The organism is Paenibacillus sp. cl123, assembly GCF_900101595.1.
Lineage (GTDB): Bacteria > Bacillota > Bacilli > Paenibacillales > NBRC-103111 > Paenibacillus_G.
The window spans coordinates 26,586-50,190 of sequence record NZ_FMYY01000011.1 but is presented as its reverse complement, the minus strand read 5'-3'; the positions used below and the strand labels follow the sequence as shown (position 1 = coordinate 50,190).

General features: G+C 54.4%; 19 protein-coding genes. 16 read left to right on the top strand and 3 right to left on the bottom strand.

Going from position 1 to position 23,605, the window contains the following annotated elements; all coding sequences use genetic code 11:
- Nucleotides 1-14 precede the first annotated feature (14 nt).
- The 11 genes from BLR08_RS17795 to BLR08_RS17745 all read left to right on the top strand — a co-directional run bounded on the left by BLR08_RS17795 (nucleotide 15) and on the right by BLR08_RS17745 (nucleotide 11,508).
- Entirely contained in the window at nucleotides 15-884 is an 870-nt protein-coding gene (locus tag BLR08_RS17795; protein ID WP_072337911.1) for a MerR family transcriptional regulator, read from the top strand.
- Between the two features lie 103 nt (nucleotides 885-987).
- Nucleotides 988-1,926 (top strand): NAD-dependent epimerase/dehydratase family protein, encoded by a 939-nt coding sequence (locus BLR08_RS17790; protein ID WP_072337910.1) that lies wholly within the window; start codon nucleotides 988-990, stop codon nucleotides 1,924-1,926.
- A gap of 402 nt (nucleotides 1,927-2,328) precedes the next feature.
- Nucleotides 2,329-3,231 (top strand): fumarylacetoacetate hydrolase family protein, encoded by a 903-nt coding sequence (locus tag BLR08_RS17785; RefSeq protein WP_072337909.1) that lies wholly within the window; start codon nucleotides 2,329-2,331, stop codon nucleotides 3,229-3,231.
- 24 nt (nucleotides 3,232-3,255) lie between these two features.
- Entirely contained in the window at nucleotides 3,256-4,134 is an 879-nt protein-coding gene (locus BLR08_RS17780; RefSeq protein ID WP_072337908.1) for an SMP-30/gluconolactonase/LRE family protein, read from the top strand.
- A 57-nt stretch (nucleotides 4,135-4,191) separates the two neighbouring features.
- Nucleotides 4,192-5,289 (top strand): alanine racemase, encoded by a 1,098-nt coding sequence (locus BLR08_RS17775; RefSeq protein WP_083537550.1) that lies wholly within the window; start codon nucleotides 4,192-4,194, stop codon nucleotides 5,287-5,289.
- An 18-nt stretch (nucleotides 5,290-5,307) separates the two neighbouring features.
- The gene (locus tag BLR08_RS17770; RefSeq protein WP_072337906.1) at nucleotides 5,308-5,706 is read left to right on the top strand and encodes a RidA family protein; all 399 of its coding nucleotides are present in this window, start codon (nucleotides 5,308-5,310) and stop codon (nucleotides 5,704-5,706) included.
- A complete protein-coding gene (locus BLR08_RS17765; protein ID WP_072337905.1) occupies nucleotides 5,703-7,040 on the top strand; it encodes a M20 family metallopeptidase in 1,338 nt (445 codons plus the stop codon). The genes BLR08_RS17770 and BLR08_RS17765 overlap by 4 nt, the downstream gene beginning before the upstream one ends.
- Nucleotides 7,037-8,527 (top strand): M81 family metallopeptidase, encoded by a 1,491-nt coding sequence (locus BLR08_RS17760; protein ID WP_256257831.1) that lies wholly within the window; start codon nucleotides 7,037-7,039, stop codon nucleotides 8,525-8,527. The genes BLR08_RS17765 and BLR08_RS17760 overlap by 4 nt, the downstream gene beginning before the upstream one ends.
- A gap of 17 nt (nucleotides 8,528-8,544) precedes the next feature.
- Complete coding sequence (locus BLR08_RS17755) at nucleotides 8,545-9,858, top strand: aspartate aminotransferase family protein (RefSeq protein WP_072337904.1); 1,314 nt, start codon at nucleotides 8,545-8,547, stop codon at nucleotides 9,856-9,858.
- 57 nt (nucleotides 9,859-9,915) lie between these two features.
- Nucleotides 9,916-10,674, top strand: a complete 759-nt coding sequence (locus tag BLR08_RS17750; protein ID WP_072337903.1) for an SDR family NAD(P)-dependent oxidoreductase — start codon at nucleotides 9,916-9,918, stop codon at nucleotides 10,672-10,674.
- 42 nt (nucleotides 10,675-10,716) lie between these two features.
- Nucleotides 10,717-11,508 carry an IclR family transcriptional regulator gene (locus tag BLR08_RS17745; RefSeq protein WP_072337902.1) on the top strand — a complete coding sequence of 264 codons (792 nt, stop codon included), beginning with the start codon at nucleotides 10,717-10,719 and terminating at the stop codon, nucleotides 11,506-11,508.
- Nucleotides 11,509-11,572: 64 nt separating this feature from the next.
- Here the strand turns inward: BLR08_RS17745 and BLR08_RS17740 are convergent, their stop codons facing one another.
- Nucleotides 11,573-12,442: an AraC family transcriptional regulator gene (locus BLR08_RS17740; RefSeq protein WP_072337901.1), complete on the bottom strand. Its 870-nt coding sequence runs from the start codon at nucleotides 12,440-12,442 to the stop codon at nucleotides 11,573-11,575.
- Nucleotides 12,443-12,682: 240 nt separating this feature from the next.
- On the opposite strand from BLR08_RS17740, the gene BLR08_RS17735 reads away from it, so the two are divergent.
- On the top strand, nucleotides 12,683-16,738 hold the full coding sequence (locus tag BLR08_RS17735; RefSeq protein WP_072337900.1) for a DUF4838 domain-containing protein: 4,056 nt from the start codon (nucleotides 12,683-12,685) through the stop codon (nucleotides 16,736-16,738).
- Nucleotides 16,739-16,991: 253 nt separating this feature from the next.
- On the opposite strand, the gene BLR08_RS17730 is transcribed toward BLR08_RS17735, so the two are convergent.
- Both BLR08_RS17730 and BLR08_RS17725 read right to left on the bottom strand, forming a co-directional pair.
- Nucleotides 16,992-17,462, bottom strand: a complete 471-nt coding sequence (locus BLR08_RS17730; RefSeq protein WP_072337899.1) for a ribonuclease H-like YkuK family protein — start codon at nucleotides 17,460-17,462, stop codon at nucleotides 16,992-16,994.
- Nucleotides 17,463-17,652: 190 nt separating this feature from the next.
- Nucleotides 17,653-18,684, bottom strand: a complete 1,032-nt coding sequence (locus BLR08_RS17725) for an acyltransferase family protein (RefSeq protein WP_072337898.1) — start codon at nucleotides 18,682-18,684, stop codon at nucleotides 17,653-17,655.
- 735 nt (nucleotides 18,685-19,419) lie between these two features.
- Between BLR08_RS17725 and BLR08_RS17720 the strand changes: the two genes are divergently transcribed.
- The 4 genes from BLR08_RS17720 to BLR08_RS17705 are packed head-to-tail and all read left to right on the top strand — an operon-like array spanning nucleotide 19,420 to nucleotide 23,422.
- Nucleotides 19,420-19,905 (top strand): hypothetical protein, encoded by a 486-nt coding sequence (locus tag BLR08_RS17720; protein ID WP_256257829.1) that lies wholly within the window; start codon nucleotides 19,420-19,422, stop codon nucleotides 19,903-19,905.
- Complete coding sequence (locus tag BLR08_RS17715) at nucleotides 19,902-20,600, top strand: AIM24 family protein (protein ID WP_072337896.1); 699 nt, start codon at nucleotides 19,902-19,904, stop codon at nucleotides 20,598-20,600. Before BLR08_RS17720 ends, BLR08_RS17715 begins: the two co-directional genes overlap by 4 nt.
- A 34-nt stretch (nucleotides 20,601-20,634) precedes the next feature.
- A complete protein-coding gene (locus tag BLR08_RS17710) occupies nucleotides 20,635-22,509 on the top strand; it encodes an MHYT domain-containing protein (protein WP_072337895.1) in 1,875 nt (624 codons plus the stop codon).
- A 25-nt stretch (nucleotides 22,510-22,534) separates the two neighbouring features.
- Nucleotides 22,535-23,422, top strand: a complete 888-nt coding sequence (locus BLR08_RS17705) for a metal-dependent hydrolase (protein WP_072337894.1) — start codon at nucleotides 22,535-22,537, stop codon at nucleotides 23,420-23,422.
- Nucleotides 23,423-23,605 lie beyond the last annotated feature (183 nt).

Below are 23,605 nucleotides of genomic sequence, written 5' to 3'. Positions count from 1 at the left end.
AGGCGGGGAAATGCATGCAGCAGCGCCAAGAGCAGCTGTACACAATAGGCCAGGCAGCGAAAATATGCCGGATTCCGATCCAGACGCTGCGTTATTACGATCAGATCGGCATCGTCGTGCCGGCCAGCGTCGATGAGCAGAACGGCTACCGTTATTACGGGAACCGCGAGCTGCTGCTGATCAAGATCGTGCAGGATTTGCGGAGCATGGAGTTTTCGCTGGAAGAGATCGCGGAGATCGCCCAGGCGGGGGATATCGGTTTTACGTTGGAGCGGATGAAGCGCAAGCAGGAAGAGGCAAAGGAGCGGATCCGGACGCTGACCGCGAGAGTTGAGGCGATGGACAAGCGGATCGAGCTGATGGAGGTCCAGCTGCACCTGCAGCAGAGCTTTGCCCAAGGGGAAGGTTATGTGGAGATGAAATACTTCGACGACCGGCATGTGCTGTCGGAGCGGAGCCGGGGACCTGCGGGCATGGAGCCCTATACCAAGCGGTTCGTGGAGCTGTTCCATCAGGCGGAGCGGCGGGGTCTGGAGCCGGAAGGTCTTATCATGACCGTTTATTATGACGACTGGCTGGAGGTCAATTATACGGATTCCGATACGGAGGTATGCATTCCTATTGCGGCGAACAGCTTGTCTTCGGCAGATCGCGGGGAGGGACTGCGCGTCATCCGGGAAGGCTGGCACTTGACCGGCAGCTATCGCGGCATCAGCGGACCCGAGGTATGCAAGCGGCTGTACGGCAGCATGCTGGCCTGGATGGAGGAGCAGGGCTACCGGCCTGACGGGCTCGTCATGGAGCAATATATCGTCGATCTGAGCCGGATGATCGATCCGGAGGAATTTATTATCGAGCTGCAAATCCCCATTGCGCGTCGCTGAGCGCGGGCATGAGGCCATTCTTTCAACAGGCATTGACCCTCTAGCGGCTAGAGGGTTTATTGTGGTTGCATGAGCGCAAGCAACATTGAAGGAGTGGGTTATTGTGGGGAAGCATGTCGTGCTGGGAACAGGTCCGACCGGTTGGTATACGATGGAGGAGCTTGTCGCAAGTGGTCATGAGGTGGTTATGGTGAACCGCTCGGGCCTAGGCAGCATGCCTGCGGGGGTGAGGCTTCAGCAAGCCGACCTGTACGAGCCTGGGGAAGCGGCCAAGGTGATGCAAGGAGCGGAAGCTGTGTATCAATGCGCCCAGCCGCCGTACCAGAGTTGGGCAGAGCGCTTTCCGCAGCTGCAGGAGCGCATCGTAGAAGGCGCATGCCGGACAGGGGCGAAGTTGATCGTCGCCGATAATCTGTATATGTACGGCGAGGTCGCGGGCCCGATTCATGAGGGATTGCCTTACCGTGCGGATACGAGGAAAGGCAGGCTGCGCGCCGAGCTGTCCGGCCGGCTGCATGAGGCGCAGCGCGCAGGCCGGCTGCGAGCCGCCCTCGTGCGGGGCTCGGACTATTATGGGCCGCGGGCGACGGGCTCCGTCTTCGGCGGCATGTTTTTCCGCCCGCTTGTCCAGGGCAAGCCGGCTCGGATGTTTGGCAGCCTGGATCAGCCGCATACCTTTACCTTCATCCGCGATTTCGGCAGAGCGATGGCCGCCGCAGGTAGGCATGACGAGGCGCTGGGCGAAGTCTGGCATGTGCCGAGCGCTGCTCCGGTGACGATCCGAAGATTCGCAGAGCTGGCCTATGCGGCGGCAGGCTTCCCGAATCGGGTGCGGTTCATGAACCGGTTCACGCTGCGGATCGGGGGGATTTTTGTGCCGGAGGCGAGAGAATCGCTTGAGATGCTCTACCAATGGGAGAAGCCGTTTGTGGTCGACAGCCGGAAGTGCACGGAACGGCTTGGGCTTCAGGCTACTCCGCTGGAGCAAGGAGTCCGGGAGACGGTGGAGTGGTATCGCGGCGGGGAAGTAGCCGGCGGTTAGAGGGTACCGGATTATGTTGATATAGCCGATGTTTAAATATGTATTTAAAATGTGTAACGCCGAGAGGACGAACAAGGATAACAAACGAGGCTGTCTCCTGTGCAGGGGACGGCCTCGTTTTACGAATCACAGGATGTTGATTCTCATGAGATATTAAATGGCCAAGCCGCCGACAACCCAAATAACGACCAGCAAATAAAGAATAATTTGCTTAACCGAGGTTACTTTTCCATGATGCGAGAGTACAAATCTTCCGTATGATTGATTTCAACATTCTGATTAAGCTCATCGTCGGAAGCGGAGAAGCGCCGCGCGATCATTAGTGATTTACAAGCTATTTCCGTTATGTTATGTTTTTAGTGAAACATCGGTTTCGTTTAATGAAACAAAGCGAGGGATATTATGAAATTACTTACTTTTTTCAAGGGAGTAAAGCTGCATTTTGGAGTCCATACGAGAGAAGGTGTGCTTGATGTGACGAGCGCACTCTCGACGGCTTCAGGGGATAACTCCGTCCCGCAGACGATAATGGAGGCGATCGCAGGCGGGGCGGAAGCGCTGGACAATCTCGATCAGCTTGTCGAGCGGATTGTTGCCGGTGCAGATCATTCCCCGTTGCTGCTGGATGAAGCTGAGTTGACGCTGGGACCGTGTGTGACGCATCCGAGCAAAATCATCTGCGTAGGTCTCAATTACCGGAAGCATGCGGAAGAATCGCAAATGGCGGTTCCCCAGTACCCGATCCTGTTCAACAAGTTCAACAACACCCTTGCCGGTCATGGGGCCGATGTCGCCTTGCCCAAAGTATCTTCAAAAGTGGATTACGAAGCGGAGCTCGCGATCGTCATCGGCAAAACAGCGAAATACGTACCGAAGGAAGCGGCGCTTGAGCATGTTTTCGGGTATTGCTGCGTCAACGATTTGTCCGCGCGCGACCTGCAAATGCGCACAAACCAGTGGCTGCTGGGGAAATCCTGCGACGGCTTCAGCCCCCTGGGGCCGTACCTTGTTACCGCCGATGAAGTTGGAAACCCGAATGATCTGTCGATCCGAAGCATCGTCAACGGCGAGCTGCGGCAAAACTCCAACACGTCCGATATGATCTTTTATTGTGACGAGATCGTTAGTTACATCTCTCAGCATATGACGCTTCTGCCTGGCGACATCATCCTCACCGGCACTCCGGAAGGCGTTGTGCTGGGCTATCCGGAAGAGAAGCAAGTGTGGCTGAAGGACGGGGATACGGTAACTGTCGAAATCGAGAAGCTGGGATCGCTGACGAACAGAATGGTTGCGGAAGCTTGAAGAGGAGCGGGGTGGAGATGGAAGGTGGTTAATCGTCTGGAGCTGCTTGCAGCAGGAAGGGCGACGCTCGGGGAAGGACCTTGCTGGGATGCCGACAATCAGGTGCTGTATTGGGTCGATGTCACGGCCAAAAAGCTGTTTACCTATCAGCCGGCTACGGGTGTTCATCAGAAAGCCGAATTTGACCGCATGATTGGGGCGGTTGTCCCGAGGAGCAGGGGCGGGCTGATGCTGGTCATGCAGGACGGCTTCCATGAATTCGATCCGGAAAGCGGCGCCCTGACGAAGCTGCGCGACCCCGAAGCCCATTTGCCGGACAATCGCTTCAATGACGGCAAATGTGATGCCCTCGGACGGCTGTGGGCTGGAACGATGAGTATGAAGGGCGACCGGGCAGCGGGAACTTTATATTGTCTGGACACGGATTTGAGCGTTCGGGCAGTCGTGACCCAAGTCGGCATTTCCAACGGGCTCGGCTGGAGCCCGGACAATACCCTCATGTATTATATCGATTCGGCAACGAAAGGGGTTTGGGCCTTCGATTTTGATTTGTCCGCAGGAACGGCAGGCAATCGGCGGACGATTGTGACGATACCGGAGGACGATGGACTCCCGGACGGTATGACCGTTGACAGGGAGGGGATGATCTGGGTCGCCCAGTGGGGAGGCGGCAAGGTTTCCAGGTGGAATCCTTATACGGGCGAGCTGATGGAAACCGTTCCTGTACCGGCATCCCTCGTTACCTCGTGCGCATTTGGCGGTGAGAAGCTGGATGAATTGTTTATCACGACGGCAAGAGAAGGGCTGGATGACCAGACCTTGCGCGGGCAACCGCATGCTGGAGGTCTGTTCAGGCTTAAAACACGCGTCACCGGATTGCCTGCCCACCGTTTCGGCGGGTAACCGCTGCTGATCGATCGGGAACTTATTGACATTTCTATTGGGAGTGGAGGGGCTATATTGTCATCGTTTCTAAAGGACCTCGAGACCCCGGCCGTTGTGATCGACTTGGACCGGCTGGAGGACAACCTCCGCAGAACAGCGGAAATAGCGGCGCAAGCCGGCGTGAAGCTGAGACCCCATATCAAGACGCATAAAAGCGTCTGGATTGCCAAACGGCAATTGGAGCTTGGCGCCTGCGGCATTACCGTGGCCAAGCTTGGCGAGGCGGAAGTGATGGCAGATGCGGGCATTCGCGATATTTTGGTCGCGTATCCGATTATCGGCAAGAGCAAGCTCGCGAGGCTGGGCTCGCTCCTGGAGAAAGCGAAGGTGATCGTCAGCGTGGATAGCGTAGAGGCGGCCGAGGGATTGTCCGGACTCGGGCAATCGCTGGGCGTGCGGATTCCGCTTTATCTCGATGTCAATTCCGGGCTGAACCGCTGCGGACGGGAGCCCGGCGCCGAGTCGGCTGAGCTTGGGCTGCGCATCGGTGAACTGCCCGGGATTGACCTTATCGGGCTGATGACACATGCCGGGCATGTGTACGGCAAGCCGGCGGCGGAAGGCTGCCGGGAGGTCGCGCTCACGGAAGCCCAGACGCTGCTTATGACGCAGGAGCAGCTCCGGCTGCAAGGGATGGACGTCAAGGAGATCAGCGTCGGCTCGACTCCGACCAGCAAGTTTGCCGCAGAGCTTCCAGGCATAACGGAAATTCGCCCAGGCGCTTATGTGTTCGGCGACGGGTCGCAGCTGTATCCCGGCACGATTACGGAAGCGGAATGCGCAATGCGCATCTATGCGACCGTTGTCAGCACACCGCGTCCCGGAACGGTCATCATCGACGCAGGCTCCAAGACGCTGACGACAGATGTCAGCGTGCATCGTCCCGGGTACGGCTATATGCCGGAGCATCCGTCCGCTGTCATTGAACGGATGAGCGAGGAACATGGCATCGTTCGGGTATCGGACGATTGCTCGCTGCGGATCGGTGATGTCGTCTCGATCATCCCGAATCATTGTTGTACGGTCACTAATTTGCATGACCAGCTGCTCGGTGTGCGAGGCGGAGGCGTTGAACGCCGGATATCCGTTGACGCGCGCGGCAAAGTCCAATAAGCGAAGGAGAAAACAGTTATGTCCCAATGGATTCATTCCGATCAAGCTCCCAATTTTCCACTTCCATTCTCGCAAGCCTTGCGTGCCGGCGATTTCGTCTATGTTTCGGGTCAAGTAGGTGTCGACCCGGAAACGCGCCAAGTGGTTGGCTCTACAATTGAAACGCAGACTCTGCAGTCTCTGCGCAACATCGAGACCATCCTGGCTGCGGCGGGCTTGACCCTCGATCATGTCGTCAAGGTGAACGCATACCTTTCGCGGCTGGAGGATTTTCCGGGCTATAACAAGGTGTATGAAAGCGTGATGAAGCGTCCGTTCCCGGCGCGCACCTCGGTGCAAAGCGGCATTGGCGACTATCTGGTGGAAATCGATGTCGTTGCGTACGTTCATACCGTGCGCGGTGAAACGAAAGGGTGAATCGCGTGGAGCTTGAAACGTTATCCCGACGTATCGGCCAGTGGGTTGCAACGAATCGCGAAGAAGCGATTGACCTTGCGCAATGCTTGGTCAGGATTGCAAGCGTGAATCATCCGCCGCTTGGAAACGAACGGGCCTTCCAGCACTGGGTGGCCGAATGGCTGAGGTCGGAAGGTGCGGAAGTGGAAGTTTACGACATCCTTTCGGTGCCGGGGCTCGAGGCTCATCCTGCCTATATGCAGGGCCGGGATTATACCGACAGACCTAACGTCGTCGGACGTTTCCGGGGCGAGGGCGGAGGCAGGTCGCTGATGTTTTCAAGCCACGCAGATACGGTGCACGAAGGCAGAAAACCTTGGCGGTTTCCTCCGTTCGATGGCGCGATCGAGGACGGCAAGCTGTATGGGCGCGGAGCTTACGATATGAAAGGCGGCTTGGCCGCCTCGCTCATGGCGATCCGTTGCTTGCGAGATTTGGGCGTTAAGCTGAAGGGCGACGTCATCGCCGAAAGCGTCGTCGATGAAGAGTACGGCGGCTCCAATGGGGCGCTGGCTGCCCGGTTGCACGGACCGGATGCGGATATGGCGATTATCCCGGAGCCAAGCAATTTGAAGCTGTACCCGGCCCACCTGGGAGGCGGTTCATGGAAAGCAGCGTTCACAGGCAAGAACGGCATCGTCTTCAACGGCGAACAGCTTGTAAACGCACTGGATGCTGCAGTTGACTTTGTCCGATTATTGCGGGAGTTTGGGGATCATTTGCGAAACCGCTACCCGGCGCCGGATTTGTGGCGCAGCAGCAAGGAGGCGGAGGTCTCCGCGTTTCAGATCGTGACCGGGGACCCGCATCGCGAAGTGACGGAAATGTCCGACGCCGGCGAGGTGCGATTCTGGGTCGAAGGCTATCCGGGGATGACCGGGGATGGGCTTATCGCGGAGCTGTGGGCATTTTACGAGTCCCGGCTTGACGCGTTCCCGATTCTTCGCGCGTGCCGGCCCGTTATTACGCCGATGATTCGTTACCTCGAAGCAAGCGCTTTGCCGGATGACGAGCGAAGCCGGACGTTTCTTGAAGTCGCCGCATCTGCGGGGGAACGCTCGCTCGGGAAGCCTTGCGGCGAACCGATGGGAGCGCCATTCACTTGCGACGCCTTTATGTTCAATCTGCATAGCGGCACACCTGCGCTTGTCCTCGGTCCGACAGGCGGCAACGCGCATGCGCCTGACGAGTATTTGGACATTGACAGCTACTTGAGCCTTATTGCATGGTATGCGGAGCTGACGGCGGAATGGTGCGGAATTTGCCCAGTGGATGATAGGGAGGTTAAGGCATGATTGCACAGGAATCGGTGCGGATCGCCGTCGCGGGCATTTTGCATGAAACCAATACGTTTGCGCCTGGGCTTACGGAATTGGCGAACTTCCGGGGAGAATGGGTCGCAGGGCGAGATGCCTTCTACGAACGCTACAGCGGCACCCGCACCTCCATGGGCGGTGTCATCGATGCGGCTGCGAGGCATGGCATCGAGCTGAAGCCGGGGTTATATGCGGCGGCTACGCCCAGCGGGATGGTGAGCAGCGAAGCGGCGGATGAGCTGATCGATGCGGTTGTGGCATCGATCGACCCGGAGGCTTCCGGCCTCCTACTCATTATGCACGGTGCGATGGCGTCCGAGCAGTATGGCGATCTGGAAGGCGAATGTCTGCGGAGAATCCGCGAAAAGCGCGGCGCCGCATTTCCGATCGCCATGACGATTGATCTTCACGGCAATGTCAGCCCCACGATGGTGCGTCTTGCTGACGTGATCATTGGCTACGATACGTATCCCCACATCGATATGCATGAGCGCGCAGAAGAGGCGTTCGATCTTCTGATGCGGCTCATTCGCCGGGAGATTTCACCTGTGCGTTCTTATTCGCATACGGGCATGTTGGTCGTTCCACAGGCGATGATGACCGAAGAGGGAAGCATGAAGCTGTTGATGGATCGGGCGTTTGACATGGAAACGAATCCCCGTGTACTGAATGTGACGGTTGTCGGCGGATTTCCTTATTGCGATGTAGCGGATGCGGGCATGTCGTTCATCGTCACGACGGATGGCGATCAGGAACTCGCTGAGCGTTACGCATCCGAGCTCGCACAGATGGCGATCGGGATGAAAGACCTGTTCGAGATCGACCAGATGCCGCCGGCCAGCGCGGTTTCTGCAGCGCTGGCCGAGCCTCTGGGCCCGGTTATTCTCGCCGAGGGTTCCGATAATGTCGGCGGCGGCGGCCCTGCCGATGCGACGCATGTGCTGGCTTGCTTGACGAACGTCCAGCAGAAGGCACTGATCGTCATCAGGGACAAGGAAGCCGTGCGCAGGGCGTTTGAGATCGGCGTTGGCGCCGCCTTCGAAGGTCAGGTCGGCGGCAAAAGCGATCGGCTGCATGGCGAACCGGTCATGGTGAGCGGCAAGGTGCGGCTTTTGTTCGACGGGAAATACCGACATATCGGTCCGTATATGACCGGCGGCCGGGCGGACATGGGAAATACGGCAGTCGTCGAGTGCGGACAATTGACGCTGGTGCTGACAGAGAAGCGGGCGGCGCCTTGGGACCTGGGCCATGTCCGGAGCGTCGGCCTATGGCCGGATGATTTCAAAATTATCGTCGTCAAATCGGCCATCGCCTGGCAAGCCGCGTTCGGCTCGTTCGCCAAACGCGTCATTCACGTCGATTCGCCTGGATGCTGCAGCGCGAATTTACGGCATTTCGAGTATCGCCAGGTGCGGAGACCGGCCTATCCGCTTGACGCAGAGCCAAATCTGATGCTTGATTGATCGAAGGAGGACAAGAAATGTCTAGAAATTATGAAACATCACAACGGCTGTTGGCCGAATCCAAACGCTATTTGTCTGGAGGCGTGGCCTCCTCGCTGCGCAGCGCGATGAAGCCGACGCCCCTGTTTGCGGCGTCCGGCAGCGGGCCGCGCGTTAGGGATGTGGACGGCCATGAATATATCGATTATCTGCTCGCTTACGGTCCGCTGATTCTCGGCCATGCGCATCCTTCCTTGATAGAGGGAGTAGGCGAAGCGCTGCGTAACAGCGTCACGTATGGCTTGCAGCATAAGGGCGAGATCGAGCTGGCCAAGCTGTTGACGGAATTGCTGCCCTGCGCTGAACGGGTCGCGCTCAGCGGCTCAGGAACCGAAGCCGTCATGCTGGCGCTCCGTCTTGCGCGGGCTTACACGGGCAAACGGAAGGTTGTCCGGTTTCACGGCCATTACCACGGCTGGTCGGATGCGATTTTCACCTCGTTTCCAAGCGCAGATATGCGGCAATCCGCGGCAGCCGGCGCAGCAGACAGCCATATCGTTCCCGGCACGGGGGGGCAAAGCGCGCTTAGTCTGCAGGATGTCATCCTGCTGCCTTGGAACGACGCTGAAGCGTTGGAAGCGGTGTTGCGGCAGGAAAAAGCTGATATTGCAGCGGTCATCACGGAACCCGTGATGTGCAACTCGGGCTGCATCCATCCGAAGCCTGGCTATCTGCAGCGGATGCGTGAGTTGACCGGCGAGCTCGGCATCGTCATGATTATGGATGAAGTGATCACCGGCTTCAGGCTCGGTCTCGGAGGGGCTCACGGCAAGTTTGGACTGATGCCGGATCTGGTTACGATCGGCAAGGCGATGGGGGGAGGCATCGCGATCAGCGGCGTGGCCGGCAAGGCGGACATTATGGCGCTGATCGAAGACGGAACCGTCAGCCATCTGGGCACGTTGAACGGCAATTGCGCGGCAACGGCGGCGGCGCTGGCAACACTGGGCGAACTGGGCAAAAACGGCGGTTCGGTATACCGGCAGATGGAGCAAACAGCCGACAAGCTGGTGCAGGGCATCCGATCGCTTCTGGTCAAGCGAGGCATTCCCGGCTTGATCAACCAGGCAGGCCCCGTGTTCCATATGATGTTTACGGATGAAACCAAAGTGGAGGATTTCGCCTCGTTCAACAAGCGGGATGCCTCCCGCTATGCCAGATTCGCCGAGCGGTTGCTTGAAGAGGGCGTGCTTGTCCGTGCAAGCGGCTTATGGTATGTTTCGGCGGCGCATGGCGAACCGGAAGTCGAGTCGACGCTCGAGTCGGTCCACCGGGCGTTGGCAGGCTTGTAATTCGCGGCTTTGCGGCAGGCCGGATGCAACCAACAAATAGAAGAGAGGGGTAACGAGATGAGACTAAGCGGCAAAATTGCTTTGATAACGGGAGGTTCTGCGGGAATCGGCAAAGCGATTGCTGCCCGCTTCGGAACTGAGGGAGCCCGCATCGCCATAACGGGGCGGGACAAGGAAACGCTGGAGCAGGCAGTTGCCGAAATCAAAGAGCAAGGCGGGGACGCCATTGCGATTTGCGGCGACGTGCAAAGGGCGGCCGATGTGGCGAACATGGTCCGGACGGTTCAGGATCAGTGGGGGACGATTGACGTGCTGGTCAACAATGCGGGAATCTGCCGACCCTCTCCTTTCCTGGACATTAGCGAAGAGGACTGGGAGCAGCACATGGCGATCAACTTGAAAGGCACGTTTCTTGTCGGTCAGGCTGTCGCGCGGGAGATGGTGAAGCGCGGGGAAGGCGGCTCAATTATCAACATGTCGAGCGTAAACGGTCTTGCGGCGGAAGCGGACCAGGCGCACTACAACGCAACCAAAGGCGGCATCAACTTGCTCACCATGTCGATGGCGCTCGAGCTGGCGCCGCTCGGTATTCGCGTCAATGCCTTGTGCCCGGGCATGATCGAGACGCGGCTGACCAAGCCGCTGATCGGTAACCCGGCTGCGCTCGGGCCGTACTTGCACACGATCCCGATGGGACGGGTCGGACAGCCGGATGAAATCGCCGATGCGGCGCTGTTTCTCGCCTCCGGCGATTCGCGCTATATGACGGGCCATTGTCTGGTGGTTGATGGAGGGCAGGTCATTAAGTTATCCTGATAATGGACGATCAGACTTATGCGTTAGACGGAGGAACGAGCAATGAATAAGGAAGAGGAAGAGAGACAGGGACGCTATACGATCCAATCGATCGACAAAGCGCTGGATCTGCTCGAACTGCTGGCCGATCGCGGGTCCCTCAGCTTGATCGAATTGAATGAGCTGCTGGAACAGCCCAAATCGTCGACATACCGGATTGTGCTTACGCTGGAGAATCGGGGATTCATCAGCCGCAGCGACGAGGATGGCAAGTATTGCCTGGGGTACAAGCAACTGATGCTGACGCGAAACTTGCTGGAGCGCAATACACTCCGCTCGGCTGCCTTGCAGGAAATGAAGCGGTTGTCCGAACGGTACGGCGACACGGTCAATTTGGGGGTTTTGGTGGGGGGCAGCGTTCTCTATGTGGAGATTATCGAAAGCACACATGCGCTGCGCATGACGGATGCTATCGGATCACGGTCGCCGTTTCACGCCACGGCAATTGGCAAGGCGATTGCGGCCTATTTGCCGCAGAGCGCCGTTCATGAGCTGGTAGCGTCATACGGACTGCCTGCCATAATGCCGAATACGATCGTGTCGGAAGATAAGCTGTTCGCGGAGCTGGAGCATATCCGCACGATGGGCTACGCGCTTGACGATCAGGAAATCGTCGAAGGTGCCCGCTGTCTGGCGGCTCCTGTGTTTGATCTGCATGGCCATCCGCTGGGAGCGATCAGCCTGTCCGGCGCTGCGCATCGCTTCGCAGCGGATAAGGTGCCTGAAATCGCCGTGCATTTACGGGAAGCGGCTGCAGTCGCTTCCCGCAAGCTTGGATATGTACAAGGGCCTTGACGGAATATGTAACGCGTAGAGCCGCTGTATACCGGTCTACGCGTTTTTACGTCGTTCTTATCGATCAAATTCCTTTTCGAAACTGTAAGGGTGTGTACCCATTTTTTTGTTTAAAAACTTTACTGAAATGCCCTACATCGTAAAATCCGATTAAAGCGGCAACCTCCGTAATACTAATGTTTGAATCCAAGAGCAGTTGTTTGGCACGGTGTAAGCGAACATCGGTAACCATTTGCATAGGCGTCATCCCGAACAGCTTCTTAAATTCACGTGAAAAATGAAAGGAACTCATATTGGACTGACTGCTAATTTCCTCTAAATTTATTTTATTCGCATACTGTTTTTCTATGTAATCCACTGCTGGCTTCAACTTTGCGTATTGTTCAATGTAGCGGACAGGACTTACATCTAAGCTAATTTCAATTGCATACATGCGCAAAATGGATACGATAAATGAATAGATTTCCGAAATAATTAACAATTCATAGCCAATAAGCTTTGATGTATGTTCTTCATTTACCGTGTTGAACCCTTCATTTAATTTTGGCCAAAGTTTATGGGCAGGTTTATAGTGGTTGCGGATTTTTCGATGTCCCAACAATAATGAAATCCATAGTTCTGTTTCCTGGTTTGCAACTGCACGGTACAGCAAAACTCGATCGAAGAGCATACCCTGGATCATAGGATCGACCTCTTCGTCTGTATTCATCACAGAATGAACCTGGCGACTGTTAAAAAAGAAAATATCGCCTTCTTCACCGACGTAAGTTAGCTCGTCGACTTTAACTTGAACGGTACCTGAAACCACTTGAATGATTTCCAGTTGTTCGTGCCAGTGCGGCAGGACGAGATAATTGTTATTCATTCGCTTGACTCGCGTTATTTTGAATGGGAATCGTTGGTTATAGTCTATCGTCTGCTGTTGTGTTTCCATGTGATGGCCCCTCCTCTTTGCAAGCGCTTCCTCGGATACTGTTCATTATACGCTATTTTTTATAAAGCCGATGATGAACAGCAAGAATATACAAAAAGATAGCAAGATGCTTCGTAGATTTTCTGTAACCCTCGATGGTAACTTTATAAGTAAGTTCGAGCAGAGAGTTCACATCAGACAAGTGGATGGGGAATTTACTATTTCGAAAGAAATCGATTTCTTTTTAAAAGGAGGAGAATTATGTTGAAGCAAAAGTGGATGTTGTGGATGTGGGTTGGAGCCTTGGTTTTCATTTCAATGGCCGGGTTGACCAACACTACCACTGCGCAAGCGCCGGATAGTCTGACGCTAAGCCAGATCAATCAGGTGCAAACGTTGCTAGATTCGTTGATCGGATCAGGTGATGTTCGGCACCCGCTGTCCAAGCAGCTCGATAACGCATTGCAACAAGCCAAGCATCAGTTAGGGAAAAGCACGATTGCGCAGGCACGCAAGAAGATGGAAGATTTCCTGAAGCATCTGACCAACAAGGGGATGCAGAAAAATATAACCGAAGCCGCAAAAACCGAGTTGGAGAAAGCGGTTACAGCGGCGCTGAAAGGAGAAGTACCTGCTTCAAATCCGCCGCTGTACATCGTCCATGGCGGTCAAGCTCATGCGGTTATTGTAAAACCTGAACAGAGCGGCGCAGAAATCAATGAAGCGGCGGACGCGATGTCGGATTACATAGAGCGCTCTACAGGAGTTAAACTCCCGATCTATACCGTTGGTCAGCTTGGGAGTCTAAATCTGGAGCCATCGACAATCCTGCTGCGTATCGGGGAAGGCTCTTATCCCGAGGATCAAGCACTTGCTTCAGAAGTGGCAGCCCTGCATGCGGATGGCTTCATCATCGCTCCATCCGGGACGCAATTAATCATTACGAGCCCGACCTCGGTCGGAACACGTAATGGCGTATATGCCTTTTTGGAGAAGTACGTAGGCGTTACATGGCTATTCCCAAGCGATGAGTGGACAGATGTACCGCATTTGAATGAACTTGTGATGCCGGCGGAACGCTGGAGGGACGAGCCAACTGCCTTCTCGTTGCGGCGATCCATGAATATGAGCGATGGCAGTTATGGCGATGTTCGTTATAAGTGGCAACGTGAAAATCGTACACTATCTACGTCAGAAATCAAACTTGGTCATAATATGTTTACCCTTTTCCCGGTTACCAAATATGGAGATACGACAGCTTATCCGAACTTCTATCCGAATAATCGACCACCAGCTCCCGGCGCGTACACAGGTTGGCAGCCTTGCTTTAGCAACCCTGCAACAGTCCAGGTCGCGATCGAAAATATTAAGGAGTACTTCCGTAACAATCCCAATGAAATTTCCTTTTCTCTTGTTGTGAATGATTCTAATGGATTTTGTGAGATGAATCCTGCACATCCCGGTTATCCTGCAAATCCTGCAAAAAACTCAGTTGGTCTGCCGCATATGTCCGAGATTTATTATACATGGGTGAATGATGTCGTTAGTGGCGTGATAGCGGACCCTCTGTATGCAAATAAATGGTTTTCGGTATACGCCTATGAAGCCGTAATCGATCCACCTGCATTTCCTCTACATCCACAAGTTATTCCGGTTGTGACGAAAGATCGTCTAGCTTGGGTAGATGAGGAAGTGGAACAGAAGGGGAAAGCCCAGTTCGATGCTTGGAAAGAGAAGGCGACAACGCTAGGCTGGTATGATTATATGGAAAGCTTTGCCTACCATGCTCCACGCGTTTATCCGCATCTGGTGAAAGACTTATATGATTACGCTGTCGATCATGATGTGAAATTGCATCATTGGGACATGCATCCTGTATTAGGGGATGGGCCTCAGCCATGGATTATTGCCAAGCTAGGCTGGAACGAGAATCAAGACGTAGACGTATTGCTCGATCACTGGTATCAAGCAGCGGTTGGTTCGAAGGCAGCTGCGGATTTAAAGGCATACTTCGAGATGTGGGAGACATTTTGGCGAACAGAGGCAAGAGCCTCCTCCTGGTTTCAATCCTCTAAGGATGATGTCTATCTGACGATGAGGAATAGTTCTTATTTATTACTCGCTCAAGATGAATTTGTACAGGGTCGGACTCTGCTTGAATCTGTATTAGCCAAGGCAGAGACGCCTGAGCAAAAGCTAAGGGCCGAACAGTTGTTACTTCAGTACGAATATTATGAGGCATCTGCTTATTCCTATCAAAGTCAGCGTCAAATCAATAAACCTGACAACGCTGTCGAGGCTTTAGCGATATTAAATGAGTTAGATAACACACTGGAAAGTCGCTTGTCTGCTTCCAAACGCAGAGCGGAGTTTATTCAAGAATTCAGCAAAAATCCAACGCTCAAATATCCAGTTAATCCTGTAACCTATAACGAGGTATGGACGGGGTGGAACGCAAATGAATTCTGGTACACAAAGGATTTTTTGAACTCATGTGTAACATGTGATGTTTATAGCGAAATCAAGCAAAAACTTCATGCCTTTCAACAAGATTTTGCTCGTCCGAATCTTCGTGAATTTGCAAATTTGCTGAATCGTATCGATCTTGAAAATTCCTTAGCCGACAATGCCTCTTTCGAAGATGGTACAGCCACATGGAATTTGTGGAAGCCTGATGGTACAGCAACGATCGCAGTCACCAATCAAAACGCAAACAGCGGGTTAAAGAGCTTAGTCTTCACAAATGCCAAACAAGCGGGTGTTTGGAAAAACATTGATGTCAAACCAGGATTGCTGGCAGGCTCTGTTAAATTTTTCACGCCTGCCGGTACAACAAGTCAAGGTACTGTGCAAATTGTGATTGAGCTCCATACGGAAAAAGGAAAGAGCACGTATTTCTCCAAAGCGATGACGTTAGCGGATTATGCAGGGAAATGGACAGAGGTCACCTTCTTCGATGAACTGCCTGCCCAGATTGATGGATACGACATCAAGAATATTTTAATTAATACGCAAATTAAAAATGCCGCAGAGGCAACCGTTTATTTGGATGATATTGGGGTCTATCAAGTGGAGTATGGTGCGGCATTCGGTTCATTCGACAAAATCATCCGAGCAACGCATCCCGGCACTTTAAATGTTCCTGTTACCATAACGAACAATAAACCGTATGCCTTATCTGTCGATGTCACAAGTACTGCAACAAATGGCTTGGCGCTGGTCTTTGAGAATCCTGTAACCGTGCCTGCTAATCAATCGGTTCGTGTAGATGGAGCATTGACGATTCCGAGTTCTTTAGCGGAAGGTCATTATGTTATCGATGTAAAGTTGCAAATAGGCGGACAGGATGTAGTGAGCACCTCCATTGAGATCTTTTACAGTAAAAACATACTACTCAATCCCGGGTTCGAGCAAGTGACGAATTCGATCGCTACGGGTTGGCAAGGGACATGGACGACCGGGGAAGCCGCCGTTGCTTCAGGCAACTCTCATTCAGGCAACCGTGCATTAAAGTTAACCAAGGAAAGCGGAAATACGCTGGTTAAACAACAAGTTAGTGTGATCGGCGGAGAAACCTACGATCTCTCAGCATGGTTAAAGAGTGAAGTTATTTCATCAGGCAAAACGCAAATAAAAGTGGAGCTTTATAAAGATGTTCTGGGAGCAGCTGGTTACGTTAGCGAATTCAATAGTCAGCCGTATTATAATGTTGCGGAGTGGCAAGAAGCGAAGATGCAGTTTAAAGTACCTGAGAATGCCAATATAGCCGTTATTTATTTACGTGTATTTGGCCCAGGTACGGCATATTTTGATGATGTGGTGTTGGAGAAAGTAGAGAGGCCCCAAATCGTTAACTTGTTGACGAATCCTGGGTTCGAGCAAGTGACGAATTTGATCGCTACGGGTTGGCAAGGGACATGGACGACTGGGGAAACATCCGTTACTTCAGGAAAATCCCATTCAGGCAATAACGCATTAAAGTTAATAAAAGCAGCAGCTAGCGGAGGTACTTTGGTTAAACAGCAGCTTCCTGTGAACGGCGGGGAAACCTATGATCTTTCAGCATGGCTACAGAGTGAAGTTACTTCAACAGGCAAAACGCAAATAAAAGTGGAGCTTTACAAGGATGTTCTTGGGGCAGCTGGTTACGTCAGCGAATTCAATAGTCAGCCGTATTATAACGTTGCAGAGTGGCAAGAGGCGAAGATGCAGTTTAAAGTACCTGAGAATGCCAATATAGCCGTTATTTACTTACGTGTATTTGGCCCGGGTACGGCATATTTTGATGATGTGGTGCTGGCAAAAATAAGCCCATGACTCCGGAATTCGAAGCATAGGTTAAAAATGCTTACCGCTGGATTTTCAGCGGCAAGCATTTTTGTGTTGTTTACAATTAAAGCGCTCCCGATACCCCGATCCCAACTTTTTTGGGTTGGGCAACCCGAATGATGATACCTGAACCGGGTGTTTGGAAGCTTCATGTAAAAATTGACGGTAAAGCACCGAAAGCAGCGAGCCGTACGCGGAGCTCTTCCTGGACCTGGCCCATGGCCAGTTTTTTTCTTAATGACTACTCAGCGAACCGGTCTGCGACGGAGCTGGCGCCGAAGCTGTCCGGTTTGATTCGGGTTTCATAACCGACGGAGGTCACCCAGCCGCAAATTTCCTGGATAAGCGCCTTGGTTTCGCCTTGCTGTCCGATATCGATATGGATTTCCAGCGGCCATTCGGCGAGCAGATCGCTCATGCCCTTGCGGTTAAGCAGATCGACCATACTTAGACTGAGCTCGGTTTCTCGATAGATGCGGGTACGAAGATCGAACAAGGGACGGCTGCTTGTTTTGCAATAGAAAAAACGGGCGCCTCGGCCAATGCGATGGATGATTAGGGCGGTAACTAGCGTAGTGGTGCGGCGGGTGGTATGAGAGTCGGTGCCGATGACGATCTTGTACGAGGAAGCCGGGTCTTCGCGCACGTAGGCGTGCAGATCCGATACCATATCTTCCAGGGTGACATGACCTTTGCTGGGGCTTACGAACATGAGTGATTCCACTCCTTTCGGCAGATGATAAGCCACATCTCTAGTTTACTCCAATTATTTTGAAAATAGTGTAAAGCTTCGCAATATTTACGGCAGAATTTCTTGGAAAATATAAAAAATTGGAGCCTGGGGCAGATAGCCGCAGGCTCTTGTTTTGGCAAGAAGTATGCATGGAAAGATACAAGCCGGTCTACAGCGCCCTCCGCAGCACCGGCTTCAGCTTGCGCAGCCAGCGGACGGGCTCGGGGTCGATGACAGGCCGCGTAACGGCGGCGAGCTGCCTGTTGGATAACAGCAGCGTCAGCAGAACGGCGCAGGCTGCAAGCGCCGTGACAGTGACAGCGCCGCTGGCGGGCAGGCTGTACAAACCGGCTGCCGCCAGCAGCTTCAAGCACAGACCGTGCAGCAGGAACACGTATAGGGTGCGTCCCCCAAGCTCGGTGATTTTGCCGGCGCGGTCGGATTGCAGCAGCAGGAAGGCCGCCGACGCCAAGAGCTGCAGGCCGTAGAGGCCCAGACGATATAGAGCCGCATACCATTCGGTGTGATGCAGGGCTTCGTAGGTGCGGGCGGCCGTCAGCCAGTCGAAGGGCAAGGCGAGCCTGCCGTTACAAAGCAGCGCAAGCGTCCCGATAAGCATCGAGGCGGCCAGCAGCTTCAAGCCGCGGATGTTTTTGATGCGCAGGAGCAGCTCGGGCTTCATATAATAACCCGCGAGGAAAAACGGGAAAAACACCAATGTACGGCTGAAGCTGAGCCACATGCCGTCTACGGGCAAATAACCGGCGGCGAGGCCGAGCAGCAAAGCGGCGGCGACCGGATGCTTCAGCCGGCAGAACCACAACAGCAGCAGCTTCCAGCACAGATGACTGAACAGAAACCATAACATCCAGTAGGGAGCCCAGAATGAATAGACGACGCCCTCCGTATGGAAAAACGTATAATCAAGCGCCGAATAAATGCTCTGGAACAGCACGTACTGGCAGGCGATCTTCATCATAACGGCTCCTGCCCGGGGATGCTCCTGAAAACCCTTGGAAAAGTAGCCGGTCACGAGCACAAATACGGGCATATGGAACAGGAATATGGCGGTGACGACGGCTTTCGCTTCCGAATGGCTGGCCAGCAGCGGAGTTAATATATTTCCAATGACGACGAGTACAATAAGCCAAAAACGGGTATTAAGAAAATAAGTATCTGCTTTCGCCGGCGGTTTATTCATTGCAATCCCAGCTTTCTTGAAATCTCAGAGAGTGTAAGCTCCCGGTGATTGTTCGATTTCTCGGTAAACGCATGCTTCTAAAGACACCGCAAGACGTTTATCCTTGTATGTCTCTTACACGGTCAGTATACGCTGTCGGACCCTGCTATGATGTGATTATATTCACAAAGTCGGAATTCAAAAAATTCTGAAAAATACAGTGCAATATATAGCGCTTTCATCATATAATAGGGAAAAGAGGCATCCAGACTGACGCCCGTTTTCCTTCACAGGACTGCTATGAAGCTCGTCCTTTGAAGAAATGCAGGAAAAAGGAGGCATGAAGCCATGGAAGGAAGATTGTCCGTCGGTTTATTTTTCGGAGTCATGCTAAGTATCCCCCTTTGGCTGTCTATGATCGGTTGGATGCGGTTAGTGGAATCGGCGTTCGGATATTTGTCCCGGCTATACTTGCTTTGACCCTTGCAGGCCGCTCTTAACGAGAGCGCTTACAGAAGCTCTGACCCGACACGCGGGAGAGCGACATATATGAACCGGAGAACTGCGGTTTCCTGTGCTGCTTGAGGCGGCGGGGGTCGGCGGTTCTTCGTGATTGTACCGGCGAGGCGGGGGAGATGGAGTTCCCTTTTAACCGGATAGCCTGTACAATATAAAGAAAGACATCAAGCGGACGCCGCAATTTTGCATGGTGTCCCAGGGCCAGGGGGGACCGGCATGCCGGGAGGCAGGACAAAAATGCTAACTTCATGGGCGGGCCTGAAAGCCCGGGTAGGCTTGGGCTGTTTGGCGCTGCTGCTGGTTCTGCCCGGATACGAGGCGCAGGCGGGGATTATTGATCGCGTGAAGGATATATACGGCATGCCCGAGCAGGTTGGGCAGCTGCAGGAGCAATATGAGGATACCAAGCGCCAGTTGGAGCAAAGCCGGCAGCAGATGGAAGAGGCGATGGCACGCTCGGAGGAAGCGGCCAGGAGCTTTCAGGAAACGCAGGACAAGCTGCTCCGCGAGAATGAAGAGTTGAAGATGCACAATACCCGGCTGGAGCAGACGCTTAGGCAGCTGGAGGAGGCGCGATACGCCCAGTCTGTACGCAACCGGCAGATTGCGTGGACAGCTCTGACTGCCGCGGGACTTGCTTTGCTTTATTTTGCGCTTACGCGCATGGTTAGATTCGCCTTATGGCGTCGGGGACGCGGCGGGATGCCGGGAGGACCGGAATGAACGCCCGGGTCGAAGGCTCGGCCGGCGACGGACAAGCGGCTGCAGTCGAACTGAGTCCCGGCGAGGTGGCGCATGTGCTGCAGCCCGCCCGCATCATCGCCTTCGAGGGACCGTCACGCGGCAGGGAGGACCGGCTGCTGAATCTGGCGGGATATTACCGCCGAAAACGCTGGGTGGAGTCAAGGATGGCGGGGCCGTCACGCTTCGTGCTGGGGGTGCCGGCCGGTTTTCAGTTCAAGGCGCTGGAGCTGCCGGACGGAAGCGATCTGCTCTTCGACATCCGTCATGTGCTGCTATATGACGGGCGGATGACGCTGGAGAGCCGCTTCCAACGGGTGAAGCAGGCGCTTGTCACCCGGGACTGGGTGCGGATGAAGTTCTCGGGAGGCGGTCTGCTTGGCCTGATCTCGGCAGGAACGCTGTGCGAGCTTGAGCTGGACCCGGAGCGGCCGGTCTATGTCGACACGGGCTGCCTCGTCGCATTCCCGGAGCAAGCCCAGATGCGCCTTGCCGTATACGGCAACCCGCTGGCCAGCCAGCAAATGAATTACCAGTGGGAGCTGAAGGGGACCGGCAAGGTGCTGCTGCAGCCTGCTCCGCGGGATCGCAGCTTCGAATCCGGACTGCGCCAGGATTCGCTTCTCCGCCGGGTGCTGAGGGAAGCGCTGCCCTTCGGCGGAGTTTTTATTAAGTAAACGTGCTGGGAGACTAGCCAATCGAGGTGAACGAATGGAATATCTGCATGGAACATACAGCTTTCCGCTTGTTGCACTGTCCGTATTGATTGCAGTCGTTTCATCTTACGCCGCATTAACGCTGAATGAACGGGTCCGCTTCTTTCAGGGAAGATCCCGGGCGGTCTGGATGCTTCTCGGCTCGTTGACGATGGGGATAGGCGTATGGTCCACGCACATCGTCGGCATGCTGGCGTTTCGTCTGCCGTTTCCGGTCTATTATGACCCGGCCTACATGGGATTAGCCTTGTTGCTTTCGGTCGGCGCTTCGGGCGGGGCTATTGCCGTTATGGCCGACAAATCCGTCTCGGGCGTCCGACTGGTGCTTGGCGGAGGGCTGACGGGTCTGGCGATTGCCTGCACGCATTACATAGGAGTGAGCGGGATGAGGCTGCCCGTCCAGCTGTCTTATAATCCTTATCTGGTTCTGCTGTCCGTAGTCATCGCCTGCGGAGTTTCGTTCGGGGCGTTATATATATCGGTCCGGCAGAGGAGCGCCGGGCGTCACTTGAGCCGCAAACACAAGCTGATGGGGGCTTTGGGGCTGGGAGCGGCCATTGCCGGCTTGCATTACACCGCTATGCTCGGCTCTCATTTCTCGGTGGCCGGGGAGCTTGGCAATTTCGAGCTGATTCGGGGACGGGACGAGATGCGTTTGGTTCGCTGGATAGGGGCTGCGGGGCTGATCAGTATGCTGCTGATCGCCTTCAGTCAATTTCTGGACCGCCGATTCGCTCTGAGCGTAGCGGAGAAAAACAAGCAGCGGTATGATTTGATATTCGAGCATAATCCGGATATGGTATGCCTGTTCGACTTAAAAGGAAGGCTGCTGAGAACGAACCCTGCGGCGGAGCGGATTATGGGTTATGATGCCGCCAGCTTCGAAGGACGGTCCTTCGCCCAGTTTGTCAGCCGGCGGGAGAGCTACAAAATTCGCAGTTGCTTCGCCAAGGTGCTTCAAGGGACTCCGCAGACGATCGAGTTCTCCATTAGGCACAGAGCGGGCCATGACGTCATCCTGAGCACGACGATCGTGCCGATGATCGAGGCGGGGAAAATCATCGATATTTATACGATATCCAAGGATATTACGGAGCAGAAAAAAACCGAGAGACAGCTGATCCAGGCCAAGCTGGAGGCGGAGCGGGCCGCCCGTATGAAAAGCGAGTTTCTGGCAATTATGAGCCATGAGATTCGGACTCCGCTTAACGGGGTGATCGGCATGAGCGAGCTTCTTCAGGAAACCCCGCTTAGCGAGGAGCAGCGAGAATATGTCGGCATCATAGTGAAAAGCGGCAGAAGCCTGATGAATGTCATCAACGAAGTGCTTGACTTCTCCAAGCTGGAGCACGATAAGGTAAATCTGCATCAAGACCCGTTTTATCTGCAGCGCATGATGGAAGATACGCTGCAGCTGTTCCACCCGAACATCCGGCAGCGCCGGCTGGAGATTCGCTGGCAGCTGGACCCGGATCTCCCTGAGCTGCTGGTCGGCGATGAAGGCAGAATACGCCAGATTTTGATTAACCTGGTCGGCAATGCCGTCAAATTTACCGAGGAGGGCGAGATAGCCATTCGGATTCGACAAAAGCAGCGGGAGGGGGAACGGTTACAGCTGGAGTTTACTGTCAAGGATACGGGGGTTGGGATTCCCCAGTCTTATATGCCGCATTTGTTCCAGCCCTTTCATCAAAATGATTCCTCGGCCCGCAAGCATGGCGGCACGGGGCTTGGGCTCGCCATCTGCAAACGGCTCGTCGAGCTGATGGACGGTACGATCCGTGTAGAGTCCAAGGAAGGACAGGGAACGAAGTTTACTTTCACGATTTATGTCAAGACGGCTGGAGATCGCTTGGCGGTATCGGTGTAGCCGGAGAGAACTGGGAGGAGCAAGCTTGGACACACTGACTCATACTTTTTTCGGCTTGGCTTTATACGGGGCTGTGAATAAGAAAAACATGACACGCGAGGAGAAGCAAGCGCTGCTGTTCACGGCCGTGGTTGGCTCGCAGATCCCGGACAGCGATGTGATTTCTTCCTGGTGGGATACGGCCGGACGCTATCAGATGTGGCATCGCGGGCTGACGCACTCGCTGTTTCTGGTTCCGGTATGGTCGGCGCTTATTGCGCTGATCGCACGCTGGATTTGGGGAGCGAAGGGGTGGCTGTTTTTCGGTCTCGGGACGCTTGCCGTGTTTATCCATGATACAAGCGATTTGTTTAACGCCTGGGGAACGGGGTATTTGGAGCCTGTATCGACGGTAAGAATAACGTTCGGCACGATTCCGATCGTGGATTTGGTGATGTGGGCCATTATGCTCGCCGGCTGGCTGTGGGCGCGCTTCCGTGTCCATCGCCGGGAACGCGGGCACGCTTTCCGGGTGTACCGCGTCGTATGGCTGCTGCTCGTTCTCCACGTGGCCATCCAATCGGCTCAAGGCTCCATGCTGTACAAGCAGGCTCACGCCGCCTATGAGCAGGTAGCCTTGTCGGCCGACTTCGTGCCGGGCGTGTTTACCGTGATCGGCAAAACTGGGGACCGCGTCGAGCTGACAAAAGGCAGCTTGTGGACGGGCCTTCGCCATGTGACCGATCTCGTCTCCAGTGAAGGAGCCGACCTGGAGCAGCTGTTCACAGTGAATCCCGCAGCGAGAACCTTGGTTGAATGGTCGCCGTTCGTTGTCATAGTCGACGATGACGAGCGGCTGGGCGTATACGATCCCAGGTTTTACCGCAATGGACAATCGTTTTTGTTCGAGTATATGGCGAAGCAGGGGCGGTAGAGGACGGGCGTACCGGAAGACGGGAGCGCGAAGCGCGGCAGAAGGGGAAAAATAAAAGAACCGCCAGGTTTGAATGAGCGCAATCCTGGTTATTAGATAGTAGGTCTAATAACCGGGGTGGCGGTTCAGCATACCTGGCGGTTCTTTGCTGTTTAACGAGCACAGCGCCGAAATCTCTTAAAC